The 13,801-nt window shown below is 45.9% G+C and carries 13 protein-coding genes; 9 read left to right on the top strand and 4 right to left on the bottom strand.

The window, feature by feature from the left end; genetic code table 11:
- Positions 1 to 118: 118 nt before the first annotated feature.
- The 9 genes from GH808_RS00660 to GH808_RS00620 all read left to right on the top strand — a co-directional run bounded on the left by GH808_RS00660 (position 119) and on the right by GH808_RS00620 (position 11,000).
- Positions 119 to 2,671 carry a DEAD/DEAH box helicase gene (locus GH808_RS00660; RefSeq protein WP_186840875.1) on the top strand — a complete coding sequence of 851 codons (2,553 nt, stop codon included), beginning with the start codon at positions 119 to 121 and terminating at the stop codon, positions 2,669 to 2,671.
- An 81-nt stretch (positions 2,672 to 2,752) separates the two neighbouring features.
- The gene (locus GH808_RS00655) at positions 2,753 to 5,878 is read left to right on the top strand and encodes a DEAD/DEAH box helicase (RefSeq protein WP_186840874.1); all 3,126 of its coding nucleotides are present in this window, start codon (positions 2,753 to 2,755) and stop codon (positions 5,876 to 5,878) included.
- A gap of 223 nt (positions 5,879 to 6,101) precedes the next feature.
- A complete protein-coding gene (locus tag GH808_RS00650; protein ID WP_186840873.1) occupies positions 6,102 to 7,445 on the top strand; it encodes an NERD domain-containing protein in 1,344 nt (447 codons plus the stop codon).
- Between the two features lie 117 nt (positions 7,446 to 7,562).
- A complete protein-coding gene (locus tag GH808_RS00645; RefSeq protein WP_338000858.1) occupies positions 7,563 to 7,811 on the top strand; it encodes a Fic family protein in 249 nt (82 codons plus the stop codon).
- Positions 7,812 to 7,892: 81 nt separating this feature from the next.
- Entirely contained in the window at positions 7,893 to 8,186 is a 294-nt protein-coding gene (locus GH808_RS00640; RefSeq protein WP_186840871.1) for a hypothetical protein, read from the top strand.
- Between the two features lie 42 nt (positions 8,187 to 8,228).
- Positions 8,229 to 8,483: an RsiV family protein gene (locus tag GH808_RS00635; RefSeq protein ID WP_186840870.1), complete on the top strand. Its 255-nt coding sequence runs from the start codon at positions 8,229 to 8,231 to the stop codon at positions 8,481 to 8,483.
- A gap of 34 nt (positions 8,484 to 8,517) precedes the next feature.
- Positions 8,518 to 9,384, top strand: coding sequence for a DUF7686 domain-containing protein (locus GH808_RS00630; RefSeq protein ID WP_186840869.1), 867 nt, complete (start codon positions 8,518 to 8,520; stop codon positions 9,382 to 9,384).
- Positions 9,385 to 9,440: 56 nt separating this feature from the next.
- Complete coding sequence (locus GH808_RS00625; RefSeq protein WP_186840868.1) at positions 9,441 to 10,247, top strand: EFR1 family ferrodoxin; 807 nt, start codon at positions 9,441 to 9,443, stop codon at positions 10,245 to 10,247.
- A 111-nt stretch (positions 10,248 to 10,358) separates the two neighbouring features.
- On the top strand, positions 10,359 to 11,000 hold the full coding sequence (locus GH808_RS00620; RefSeq protein WP_186840867.1) for a flavodoxin family protein: 642 nt from the start codon (positions 10,359 to 10,361) through the stop codon (positions 10,998 to 11,000).
- Positions 11,001 to 11,276: 276 nt separating this feature from the next.
- Here the strand turns inward: GH808_RS00620 and GH808_RS00615 are convergent, their stop codons facing one another.
- From GH808_RS00615 to GH808_RS00600, 4 genes are all read right to left on the bottom strand, one after another.
- Entirely contained in the window at positions 11,277 to 11,699 is a 423-nt protein-coding gene (locus tag GH808_RS00615) for an arsenate-mycothiol transferase ArsC (protein WP_186840866.1), read from the bottom strand.
- Between the two features lie 155 nt (positions 11,700 to 11,854).
- The gene (locus GH808_RS00610; RefSeq protein WP_186840865.1) at positions 11,855 to 12,232 is read right to left on the bottom strand and encodes a hypothetical protein; all 378 of its coding nucleotides are present in this window, start codon (positions 12,230 to 12,232) and stop codon (positions 11,855 to 11,857) included.
- Positions 12,219 to 12,785, bottom strand: coding sequence for a DUF6036 family nucleotidyltransferase (locus tag GH808_RS00605; RefSeq protein ID WP_186840864.1), 567 nt, complete (start codon positions 12,783 to 12,785; stop codon positions 12,219 to 12,221). Before GH808_RS00605 ends, GH808_RS00610 begins: the two co-directional genes overlap by 14 nt.
- A gap of 186 nt (positions 12,786 to 12,971) precedes the next feature.
- On the bottom strand, positions 12,972 to 13,736 hold the full coding sequence (locus GH808_RS00600; RefSeq protein ID WP_186840863.1) for a hypothetical protein: 765 nt from the start codon (positions 13,734 to 13,736) through the stop codon (positions 12,972 to 12,974).
- Between the last annotated feature and the right edge of the window lie 65 nt (positions 13,737 to 13,801).

Here is a 13,801-nt window from a genome sequence, read left to right as displayed (position 1 = left end):
TAGGCATTATTTATTAGATAGGGATGGCGGCTTTCACCTTAACTTTTTTAAGTGAATCTAGTTAACGGCAGTAAATGCTGATATTAAAATTAAAAAAACGAAGGGCTGGTACAATTAATTGAATTATGAATCATTGGATTTAGTTAAATTAAGAAAAGATAATGAAGGCAAATTTGGTAAGGAAAAGAGATCTCACCAAATTGATTCCTTTGTCGCATTAAGTAAAACATATAACTTTCCTATGGAAGGCTATAAAGGTGGGCTTTTAGTCTTACCAACTGGTGCAGGTAAAACATTTACCGCTGTGAGGTGGATTTGCGAAAATATACTGAGCAAGAATATTAAAGTCTTATGGTTGGCACAATCTTCATATTTATTGGATCAGGCTTGCAATACATTTTTAGAGAATGTAGTGAGTATACCTCCAAGCCGAGATACATTAAATGTGAGAGTCGTATCCAGCGATCCAGCTCATTCTAATTCTTCTGATATCGAGACAACTGATGATGTCCTAATAATGACTACCCAGACGGCGATATCAAAATTTAACAATGTGCCAGAAGACATCAATGGGGAGAAAGTCGATTCCTATTTTAAACGATTTATAAACAGCTGTAAGGATACTCAAATATTTGTTGTATTAGATGAAGCACATCATGCACCGGCATATGGGTGCAGAAATTTATTAATTGACATAAAAGAGATGATTCCCAATCTTTATTTATTAGGTTTAACAGCAACACCTACATACAGTGATAAAAAGAACAGCGGTTGGTTATTTAAAATATTTGATAAGGGTATCTTGTATGAAGCAAAAACAACCAAACTCATAGCGGAGAATATTCTAGCACTTCCGGTTTATATAGAAAAGTCAACAGGCAGAGAACTTGAAGTAGATGATAAACTTTATAACCGTTTAGTAAGAGAACATAAGGATCTGCCCGGTGAAATCGTTGAAAAGCTTGCCCATGACTCAGCAAGAAATGATTATATAGTGAATGAGTACGTGAGTAATAAATCTAAGTATGGAAAAACAATCATTTTTGCGGATCGTTGGTTCCAGTGCGAGTATTTAAAATCAAAATTAAATGAAAAAGGAATAAATTGCGAAGCGATATATTCGCAAATTGACGCTAAGGCTAATACTCCGGAAGAAAGAAATAAAAGGTCTACAACTGAAAATCAGAAGATTATGAAAGAATTCAGAGAAGGTAAATATGAAGTACTGATTAACGTAAAGATGATGACAGAAGGCGTAGATATACCAGATGTTAAAACTGTTTTTCTAACACGTCAAACAACCAGTGCTATTTTGATGACTCAAATGATAGGGAGGGCCTTACGCGGTGAAAAATCCGGCGGCGGTAAAGGCAAATCAGAAGCAAATATTGTCTTATTCCTAGATAATTGGAAAAGAATCATTAATTGGGCTAATCCGATTGGTGATGGCACAAGTAATACAAAGCCTATTGTCAGAGGGGCTTATCCCAAAGAATATATTTCAATTAGTTTAATAGAACAATTGTCCAAACAAATTAATAGTGGCGTTCGCTTTGCCGATTCACCCTACTTAACGTACATACCAACTGGCTGGTATCAAACCGAATATACTGTGAGCATCACCGATGATGAGCAAGAAGAAATGGAAACATATTCTGAATTCGTAATGGTGTTTGACAGCAATAAAAATAAATTTGAGATTTTCATAGATAAAAGCTTAAATAATATACCAGACAAATTTGCAGATGAAAAAATAGAGGATGAACAAATTTTAACCTGGTTAGATAAAGAGATTGAAGAATATTTTGATTTAACCCAGGATGATATAGGGGGGAAACTGAAAAATGAATTAGTGAAAATTTCCAGACATTTAGCACAGAATGGCGAAGCACCAATCTATCATTCCTTTGATGAAAGAAATGATTATAATCTTGATGAAGTAGCCATGCAACTGATGTATAAAGATGCGATTTCAAAATATACTGTTCTTCAAAATGAATTTAATAAAAATGGGAGTCTATGGAAAGTGTTTTATCGTGATTACAATAGATTTAAATCAGCATATGATGCTGTTGAGAATAGATTGGTTGATATTAAGATAAATGGTCCAATAAAGCCTGAACCACCAATAAATGAAGAAATTTTTACAGATTCAAATAGGGAACCGACGAAGGTTATAAAAGAACAAGTGCTCAGACGTGATGGATATAAATGTGTTTGCTGTGGTAGGGAAAAAGGGAAAGGTGTAACATTAGAAGTTGATCATATCCTGCCATTTTCGATGAGAGGGATCACAAGTGTTGAAAACTTACAAACCTTGTGCAAAGAATGTAATAAACGGAAAGGTATTAATGAAATTAATTTCAAGGATATTTTCAAGTCGAATTTAAACCAATCTAAGGATATAGTTTATATGGATAAAGCTGGAAGAGAGAGTCCACAATGTTCATTGATAAGAACCATTAATTTCTTTTATCATTGCAAGGCGGTTTCTGATATCAAATTTCATATAAGGCGTAGCGGAAAGTACTACTCAGAATGGGTTATTGAACTTTTCGAAGGTAATAATATTGAGTGGTTAATGAAACATGAAAACGAATTATTAAGTTACGTTCAAAATGAACTAGGTTGTCCTCAAGTAAAAAATTTAAGTGTCATCAGTGTTGGTTAACAACACATGAATGTTCCAAAATCACTGGTTGAAATCAAACAATCCGTCGATATAATAATTAACCTACAAGGAGCTCCCCATATGCTAAAACCAGGCCTATACGAATCCGTCATCACGGAGTCCATCCAAAACGAAATTAAAACCAATACCGAACTGATCAGCGAAATCGGGCCCATCGATGAAGCCGAGGCAGCCAAGGTATTGTCCAGCTATCTGGCCGCAGTCATCGAAAAAAAGCTCGATCAGGTCAAGGTCCATGGACTCAAGGGCCAAATTGAGCTGGTCAATGAAATCACGCAAACACTGGAGAAATCCGATTCGGAGAGTGAAGTGGATTTCGTCGATGCGTCGGCTCAGCAATTATTGTGCTTGGTTGAGCGTAAAAACAGCCTCTCTGCCATCGATAAAACAGCCAAACTGATTCGACCGGAGACTTCCTTGTCGATGAGCTCCTTATTTACCGGTGCCATCCATGAACCCCAGCTTTATACCGAACTCAATAAGGAAATTGCGTCGAGCAATGCCATTGATTTACTAGTCTCTTTTATCAAATGGAGTGGGCTGCGTTTGATCATCGATGAACTGCGTGCATTTACCCAGCGCGGCGGCAAGCTGCGGGTGGTGACCACCTCTTACATGGGTGCCACTGATGTCAAGGCCATTGAAGCATTGGAGGAATTGGCCAATACGGAAATTAAAATTTCGTATGATACCAAGCGGACTCGTCTTCATGCCAAAACCTATGTGTTTATTCGGGACACCGGTTTTTCGACGGCTTATGTGGGTTCTTCCAACTTGTCCCATGCGGCCATGTCGACTGGCTTGGAATGGAATGTGAAGGTCACCGCTAAAGATTTGCCGGAGACCATCGAGAAGATCAATGCTACTTTTGAGAGTTACTGGCACAGCCAAGATTTTAAATGCTATTCTAAGGACGATCAACCCCAGCTTGAAGATGCGTTGCGGGCTGAAAAGACGGGGGACATCAAGAATCAGACGCTCTATCTGGTGGACATCCGGCCCTATCCTTATCAGCAGGAAATTCTCGATCGGCTGGCAGCGGAGCGCACCATCCGATATCACATGCGTAATTTGATTGTGGCGGCAACGGGTACGGGTAAAACGGTGATTTCAGCTCTCGATTACAAACGTTTTCGCAAGCAAAACCCCAAGGGGGCCAATCGCTTGCTGTTTATTGCCCATCGTGAAGAAATTTTAAGCCAAAGCATCCAGTGTTTTCGCAATGTTTTGCGGGATGAAAACTTTGGGGAGCTCTTTGTGGGCAGCTATCGACCGAGCCAATTGAATCATTTATTTATGTCCATCCAGACCTTTAACGCCCAAGCTTTTAATGAGAAAACAACGGCGGATTTTTACGACTATATCATCGTCGATGAGTTTCATCATGCGGCGGCCAAGACCTATCAAACGCTATTAGATCACTATCAACCGCAAATATTACTGGGTTTAACGGCCACCCCAGAGCGGATGGATGGGCGGGATATTTCAAGCTATTTTGATCATCGCATCGCGGCGGAAATCCGCTTGCCGGAAGCCATTGATCGCAAGCTGTTATCGCCGTTTCAATATTTTGGCGTGTCGGATAGCATCGACTTAAACACTTTGAAATGGGGCCGCGGGGGTTATGATACCCGGGAGTTATCCAATGTCTATACCATCGATGAATGGGCGGCTAAGCGGCGGGGTGATTTGATTGTGGCGTCGCTGCTCAAATATGTGGCGGATATCGATGAGGTTCGGGGTTTGGGCTTTTGTGTCTCACAGGAACACGTGAAGTTTATGGCTGATTTTTTCAATGCCCGGGGGATTCCGTCGATTTACCTGATCAGTTCATCGTCGGATGAACAGCGCAAATCGGCCAAGGCGCGGCTTTTGGCGGGAGAGATTCGGATGATTTTTGTGGTGGATCTCTATAATGAAGGGGTGGATATACCCGAAATCAACACGGTCTTGTTTTTGCGACCGACACAGAGTTTGACCATTTTTTTACAGCAATTGGGACGAGGCCTGCGGTTGACTGAGGATAAGGACTGTTTAACGGTGCTGGATTTTATCGGCCAGGCTAATCAACACTACAATTTTGAAGAAAAGTTTAATGCCTTGTTATCCCATGCGACCCGTAGCTTATCGCATGAAATTAAAAGCGGTTTTGTTAGTGTCCCAAAAGGCTGCTATATCCAATTGGAGCAGAAGGCCAAAGCGATCATTCTCCAGAATATTGCCCAATCCTTCGGGAAAAAAGCGGGGATCATCGCCCGCATCGCCACTTTTGCCGAGGATACCGATCTTGTCTTGAGCTTAGCGAACTTTGTCACTTATTACCATCTGGATGTGCGCAGCCTTTATGCCCGCTGTAATTTCTCCAGACTTTGCGTTTTGGCTGGGATCAGAGATAATTTTGAACACCCACTCGAAGAGGTGTTTAACAAGGCTTTTCCCAAAATCTGCGCCATCGATTCGCGACGTTGGTTACAGTTTTTATTGGCGGCTTTGCCGGCCATTGAAACCCGTGCGTTTACTGAGCATGAAGGGCGGATGCTCAATATGTTTCATTACACGGTTTTTCAAAAGTCATATCTGGAATGTGGTTTTGCTAGAGCGGAGGCGGCTTTGGCTCAACTAAAAAATGCGCCGGTGCTTTTTGAAGAGCTGTTGGCGCTGCTACAGTTTAATCTGGATCGCATCGATTTTGTGGATGAATCCTTAAATCTGGATTATGATTGCCCGCTGGATTTGCATTGCAGCTACACCCGGGATCAGATTTTAGTGGGTTTGGATTATGATAAGCCGGGCAACATCCGGGAGGGCGTGAAGTATTTGCCGGATAAAAAGACCGATGTCTTCTTTATCACCCTGAATAAATCGGACAAGGATTATTCACCGACCACCATGTATCACGATTATTCAATTAATGAATTTCTTTTTCATTGGCAAAGCCAGAGCACCACCTCGGAGGATTCGCCAACTGGTCAACGCTATCAGCATCATCAAGAACACGGTGGTAAAATTTTGCTTTTTGTGAGAGAATTTAAAAAAGATAGGGCAGGAACAGCGCCTTATACTTGCTTGGGTTTAGCGGATTATGTCAGTCACCACGGCTCTAAACCGATGAACATCACCTGGCAATTGCAAAAGCCCATCCCGGCCCGATTTTTGAAGAAAACGAATAAGCTAGTAGTGGGATAGCGTCAACTGGTAGCGACGCTCACAGCCGGTGCGCGATTACCCAATCACAATAAAACCACAAAGGAGATCAACATGAGCCTAGATATCATACTCGAAGCCAGCAAAAGAGTATTAACAGAAACCGATTTTGAAAATGAAATCGTCACTGTCTATCCCTGGTGGTAACAGTCATAAAAATTCTAAGTTAAGATAGCTTATAAATTGCTTAAAGGAGGTCCCGTCCATGTCCCTATTCACCCCCAACACTACCCCCATCTTCCTGAAAGAAGATTCCGATACCACCCAGCATATCGCCCGGCTCAAAGAACTCCAGGAGAAAGCTACCGGCAAGGTCAAAGATGACATTGTCCGGGAAATTACCTTTGCCAGCTATGGCGAAGCGGGTGAAAAGAATATCGCTTTTGAGTTGAAAAGCGCTGGTATTCCAATGTATATTATTCATGATCTCCACCTCCAGCATGAAGATCTGACGGCTCAGATTGACTTTGTGGTGGTGACCCGAAAACTGGTCTTTTTTATCGAATGTAAGAATCTTTATGGCAATATTGCTATTGATAACCAGGGAAATTTTGTCAGGAGTTATCTCTGGAATGGCCGAACTGTCAAAGATGGGATTTATTCACCGATTACACAGAACCAACGGCATCTGGAAATCTTTCGACAGATCAATCTGGCCAAAACCACCAATCCTATCAAGCGCCTCGGTTTTGAAAAGAACTTTGACAATTTTTATCGATCCATTGTTGTTCTGGCCAATCCTAAAACGGTTTTAAATGCTAAATATGCCAAAAAGGATGTTAAAAACAAGGTCATCCGGGCGGACCAGCTGATAGCCTATATAAAAGAACAAAATAAGCAATCGAAAGAATTAGCTTGCAGTGAAAAAGGGTTGAAAGCTTGGGCGGAAAAAATACTATCCCATCACCAGCCCCTTTCCAGTGACTATACTCAAAAATATGAAACGATTTTGTCTGGTTTAACGGAGAGCTCTCAGACTTTCTCGACCGAAGCGCCTGTGGCAGGACAAGTCAGACCGTCAGTGCGGGAATCGGCAGCAAAAGCTTACACCGTGACATCACCTCAAAATGACGAACTGGTGGCCAAACTGAAAGCGTTTCGCCGGGAAACAAGCCGCAAAGAAAATGTTCAAGCCTATGTGGTTTTCAATGATCGTCAATTGGATGATCTGATCATCCAGAAACCAGAAACCCTGGTAGAATTGCAAAGGATATCCGGCTTTGGACCGGTTAAGACAGAAAAGTATGGCCCTGGAATTTTGGCTTTGATAAAATCTGGAAAGGTATCGGTTCCCAGTGGGAATCAAACGCAAAACTGGACACCCGCCCAACTCATCAGCGAAAAAATAATGCATCAAACCTTCGGTCCAGGAACCATTAAAAGTGTGGGAATGCATGAGATTGTCATTCAGTTTCGGGTGTCGGCAAGAAATTTTGATTTTCCGACAGTTTTCGATAAGGACATCCAGATGTCAAACCCGGTACTGCAAAAGAAAGTCGAAGGGTATATTAAAGCGCAAAAAGAATTAAAAGCGGATGTCTTAACCTGATTACAAGACCAAGTCTGGGAAACACCCGGAAACGAAGGCTTTGCGATTCCTTACCATGACGTTGCCGAGCCCGTTTTTACTGAGGGGGATGTATTCCGAACGATTATCCCCTTGACCATGCAGGCTGGTGACCAGGCTACCATGCAAGCTACCATGCAAGCTACCATGCAAGCAGATGAGGAAATATCGAGATTGTTAGAATATTGCAAAACTCCCCGAACACGAAGTGAAATACAGAAATATTTGAAGTACAACAACCGAGATCATTTCAGAAAAAACATTCTCAACCCGCTGATCAAAGGCGGCCTCCTGAAACTGACCATTCCCGATAAACCGACCAGTCCCAATCAGAAGTATTTTGCCTAAACTGATTCCGGCGCGGTTTTTGAAGAAGACGAATAAGTAGGTGGGGAGGTAAGTCATCAGCCCACCCGAAAGGAGAAAACGATGAAAAAGAAGATGTTAATGGGTGTGATGTTGTTTTTGGCAGTATTATTGGCTTTCACCGCCATGCCTTTGGGGGTTTTAGCAGAAACACCGGCACATTCAGAAGAACTGTCATCGGGTGTAACGGGAGATCAGTCCCAGTTGGCAGATGACACAAAAATCAGGGATACCAGTGTGGCATCAACGCCCGCCTGCACGTATCAAACCCACGTCGAAAATATTGGCTGGCAGGATTGGAAAACAGATGGTACGATGAGTGGCACGGAGGGCCGGTCCTATCGACTGGAAGGCTAAAATACCGGCGTTTACCACCAAAGCGAATAACTTCTGGGAGATTTGCTGAGTATTGATGAATCCCAGATCAAGACGAAACTGACTAACGAGTTTGCCAGTCTCAATAAAAAAGATGTGGACCTGAATAGTGTTTACAAGCTGTTGGGTGCCGATTCAAAGTATTATCTGACGGATGCTGGGGTTTGTGTGTATTTCAATCAGTACGAAGTCGCCTGTTATGCTGCTGGCCGAATTTCCGTGACCATCCCCTATAGCAGAACGGATCTGCTCAAGCCGATAGAAACCATGATTCCGTGACCATAAAACTTTAAACACCCGAAAGGAGCCACCCATGAAATGTCAAAAATGCCACCACAACGAAGCCACCATCCACGTCCAGGACCTTGGTGATTTCTGCCTGAGCTGCCACAATGAGCTGATGGCCGAGTTGCAGGGTATGGAGCAGCCCGAAGTCTTTCCGAAAAACCTGTCCGTGAAAGCCGCGGATGGCCATCGCCATCGCTTTATCATCACCACGATGATCCTGCCCGGGATGGTGATCTGGCGGGCCGTGGAAAAAAACGGCGGCTATGAGTTTGTCTATCATGCCAGGCCGGCAGACAATCAGACGACGGCCTTTGAGCGACTGCTTGAAAAAATCGAACAGGGCCTGTCCTATCAAAGCCTGGAATCCGAGGCGGACGGGCCGCTGTTCGACAATGCGATCGAAATCGCTGCGGCGCCGTTCAGCCTCAAAGCCATCGGCACGTTTCGGATTGACTACGATTCGCAAGATGACACCGCCAGCCTGATCATCGATGGCAAAGCAGTCGCGTTGGCGGATTGGGGGCGGGCCCTGACCGCCTATGAAGGGTTCAATCTGGACTATCAGATCCGTGATCTTGCCGAGGCGGTGCTCGGACCGGAGACCGTGCTGAAACCGGTCAGCATCAATCCGGATCAGATTGATGCGCGTTTTAAAAGAACCCTGGGCTGGTTTCTGGAGGACGGTTTTCTCAGCACTGCCCGGGCCAGCGCCTGTGAAGACGCGTTGTATGACTGCATCGATGACCTGAAGCTGCTGTGCCAATCCGGCGACCGTGAAACGGCCCAAAAGCTGGGGCAACGGATCAGCAAACGGCTGTTAGCGGTCGAGAACGACGATGACAGTTTCCCGGAATACCTGCTGACGCAGATCGATGCGGCGCTGGCTCTGTAAAAACCTGAAAATACGGCCTGCTGAGCCTGGCCTGAATTAAAAGAAAGAGGTAATCCATGAAATTTTCAACCTTCTACTTCAGTGGCACCGGCAACACCAGATGGGCGGTGGAAACCTTTAACGCGATCATCAGCGCAAAAGGACACCAGGCCACGATGGTTTCGATCGACTTCGGGGAAAAGCTCACCGATGATCAGATTCTGGAGATGGTCCGGGCGGCGGATGGCATCGGCCTGGCTCATCCCATCTATGGCGGCGGGTTGCCACCGATTATGAGTGCTTTCATCGACCGCCTGGTCAGGCTCCTGCAACCGGAAAAACTGGACCGGAAAACCTTTGTGATCAACACTTTTGGTTACGTCAACGCTTTTGGCCCCAATGAGATGAAAAAGATGCTGGCGGATTCCGGTCTGGTGCTGAGTGGCTACGTCAACATTCAGCTGTGCAACAACGTCAACCCGGCCAAGCCGGTTGACCGGGAGCAGCTGCATAAACGGATGGCCAAAGGGGAAGCGGAGCTGACCCGGCTGGCGGACCGGCTGCTGGCTGGCCGCAAGCGGATCAAGGGGCACGGCCCGCAGCTGCTGATCGGCGCGATGATCCGCAAGAAAGTGCCGGATGCGATTGCCCGGCATTATCAGACGCTGGGGGTGCATGCAGAAACCTGCACCCGCTGCATGGTCTGCGTCGACAATTGCCCGACGGGGAGCATCCGCTTTGATGAGGCGGAAGGGTTCACCTTTCTGCCGGGCTGTACGGCCTGCATGCGCTGCTACAACGGCTGCCCCACCGGTTCGATCACGATGAATGGCACCTATGACGATCCCCAGGAGGTCCCCCGCTATCTGGGGCCGGTGGAGTGAGTGTCGTAATCGAACAATTAATTTAATCTGCGATTATTTCCACCGCCAATTGTTATATAACATTCTGTAGCAATCAATTGATACATCAGAAAAAGACGAGGAGGTTTTTTTATGAATATCGTTGCCATCAACGGCAGTCCCCGAAAGAACGGAAACACGGCGATTCTGCTTGGCAAAGCGCTGGAAGGCGCGGCCTCAAAGGGCGCCGAGACCGAGCTCATTCAGCTTTATGATCTGAACTACAAAGGCTGCATCAGCTGTTTTGCCTGCAAGCGCAAGGGCGGCAAGAGTTACGGAAAGTGTGCGGTGAAGGACGATCTCAGCGAAATTTTCGCGAAAATTGAACAGGCGGATGCCCTGATTCTGGGGTCGCCGATCTATTTCGGCGAAATCACCGGGGCGATGCGCTCGTTCCTGGAACGGCTGTTTTTCCCGTACCTAGTCTACGACGATGAATATTCGGTGCTGTTCCCGAAAAAAATCAAAACCGGATTCATCTTCACGATGAACGCGCCCGAGCGGATGCTCAAAGAAATAAAATACGACATGAAATTCAAGGGCTATGAGGGCATCCTGACGCGCTTTTTCGGCAGCGCGAAAACGCTGGCAGCCACGGATACCTGGCAGTTTGAGGATTACTCGAAATACGAGACGTCGGCTTTCGATGTCGATGCCAAGGCCAAACGCCGCCGCGAGGTTTTCCCGCAGGACTGCCAGCAGGCCTTCGATCTGGGCGCCGAACTGATCGGGTGACTTGGTCGGTAACTTGGTCGGCAACTTGGTCGGTCGTGCCGATTTCCTGTAAGGCATCGCCGATTGCAAAAGCTCCAGTTCAGCACATAAATATATCATAAACAGATCGGGACATCGGGACGGGCAGTGTCATCTGACGTTCTAAGCCTATTTAGCTGAGACCAGCTGCCTAGCAATTGAATTTTGTCGAGAATAAAAAAAAGCACCAAACCGAATCCGGTATAGGTGTGAGAGTGGGGGATTCAATTCGGAGTGATTGGAGAGTGACGGTAAAACTTATTGCAGAATGGCGGACACATGATTCTTTTTGATTTCTTCGGCCAGGTTTTTGATGAACTGTTCGATTTTAAATATAAAGCGCCGGAATTCATCCTGGCTCTTGCCGTCGGGATCTTCGAGTCGCAGGTCGATGGTGAAATCACCGGGCAGGCTCGGGTAGATGTCGTCGGAATCCATTTTGACGACGATGTCGACCGGCGGCAGATCTTTGAGCAGTTTTGAGTTCTCGTTTTCGTCAAGATCGATATCGTACAACTCCTTCATCAACCGCACCGCCTCGGGATTGGGCAGTAGCGTTCGGGTGGTGCCGGCCAGATAACTGTCAAAGACGTCGCCGGCAAACTTTTCACCGAGAGCTTCGGCAATCTGACTGGTGCAGGAATGATGCATGCAAATAAATGCAACTTTTGTTTTTTCCATTATTTTTCTCCATTTCTTCTGATTTCAGACGCATTCGTCTTTTATTTGCCCTTATCATATCAGAAGAATGTGAAGACCGTATGTTGTTTTGGTTAAATTTTCTTAACAAAAGGAAAAAGACGGCGCATGATTTTGGCGGGTTGGACCGCAACAACTCAAATCCGTTTGAGTCCGTCCAGGCTGAGATAGACATTTCGGCGCTTGAAGGGGCCGGGCAGCGTGTACTGGAGTTTGAATTTATCAAAGTCGCTGAGCCGTTTGGAATAAAAATAGGGCCGGTCAAAACAGAGCTTTTCATTGCGCAGCCAATCGGGAATCTCCATTTTGTAAATTTGAAGGTAGTAATCGATGATGGCGGAAATGACGGTCAGGTACTGCTTTTCATCTGCGGTTAAGACGTCAAGATCCAGCGGTGCATAGAGGCTGTCGAGAAACGGCCTGTCTTTTGAATTCAGGTGTTCCAGCAACTGGTTCAGACTGGTATCGCGGTCGGGATACGCATAGAGGTCCATCAGAAATTTATTGCCAATCATAACCTAAATCCTCTCCCAGATATTTGATAAAATTGATCTGACGTTCGCCCAGCAGGGTGCGGGGAACGTAGTCAGAAATGACAGCCAACAGCTGGGCTTTGGTGGTAATTCCCAAATCCCGGCATAGAATGAAAGCATCGCCAAAATCCTTGGCTGGTTCGGGTCTGGCCGCGAGAATCTTCATGGCCAGCAACTGTTCGGCCCTGGGTTTGAGAATGCTGAGATTTGAATACGTCTTGAAAGCCTCCAGATCTTCTTTGATGATGGATTTCAGAGGTTCTCTGATTTCATCGTTGATCCAGCCATCGGAAAGATCGAAAACGAATTGGGCGTTTTTAAGAATATGATTCAGCAATTTATCATTGCTGTCACTGAATACGCAGTCGATGTCTTTGGTGGCGGGGCGGTTGTCGTAAACCATGGTCATGATGGAACCGCCATAGATTGTCAGCTCAAGTTCGAGGGCATTTTCTTTTAACTGCTGATTCAGATAGTCGAATATTTCCAGCAGTTTATCGCGATCCAGCAGACCGATATCATTTAACGGTTTCATCGTCTCTCCTTAATTCACATTGCATGAAGTAATTGATGATGCTATTATACCATAAACAGGTGACAATTGAACCAGTCAAAAATACTGCTTCTTCCGATATCGACGAGCTGTCCGCTGTCAAAAAAACGTTTCGGCCCGGATTCCCTCCGGGCCGAAACGTTTGGCAGTTAAGCTGTGGTCGCGCGATTATTCGCCGAAGCTGTTGGTCAGATTGGTGAGATCGTCAAGGTTGATATTGGAAAAATCCGTGAAGGTCACGTCAGCCGGCGGTGTGAACAGGCTGTCAGCGATGCTGGCGTCGGTCGAAATATCGGTGACCCGGGAGGTCATGATCAGCGACCCGTTGCTGTAGATCTCAAACTTCAGCGGCACCCCGTATTTGGTTGAAACCCACATGTGGACATCGAGGGTTCCCTCCTGGGTGTCCGTTTCGGTGGTTTCGATGTAGACCACTTTTTCGCCATCGAGCGTATCCATCCGGGCGACCATGTTTTCGGGATAATCCGCGGTCAGATCGGTGATGCTGGGGACGTCCTGAGCGACGCCGAGATCACTGGTGGCGCTGGTCACATCCTCATCCTTGAAGGCCAGCCCGGTGGTCTGTCCTTCGGTGTACTGGTAGGTCATCCCGGCCTGGGCATTGTGGATGATGATCTGTCTGCCGGCGTCCGCGACGTCCATTTCAATGCGGGAATTCTCCCCTTTGGTAACCGTGGTGACGGTGGAATCCATGCCGCTGCCGGTGGTCGTGGTGGTCATTTTCAGGGAATCCGGATAGGTCAGATTCAGGCTCTTGAGCAGTTCTGCGCCGGTCAGGCTGCTGTCGGTGGTGGCGGTTTGATTGCTGTTGGTCTGGGAGTCGCTGCTTTTTGAGGTATTGCTGCCGCAGCCGGCGAGCATGAATACAGCCAGGACGACAACGGCTAAAATCAGATAGTAGCTCTTTTTCATGGGACTGTCCTTCCTTTCATATCTGCGGGAATCAAATAAAAACGACATTGGCTGATACGTTTCGG

Source organism: Acetobacterium fimetarium (assembly GCF_014284475.1).
Classification (GTDB): Bacteria; Bacillota; Clostridia; order Eubacteriales; family Eubacteriaceae; genus Acetobacterium; species Acetobacterium fimetarium.
Note: the sequence above shows the minus strand (reverse complement) of the source record. Positions and strands in the feature narration are given on the sequence as shown.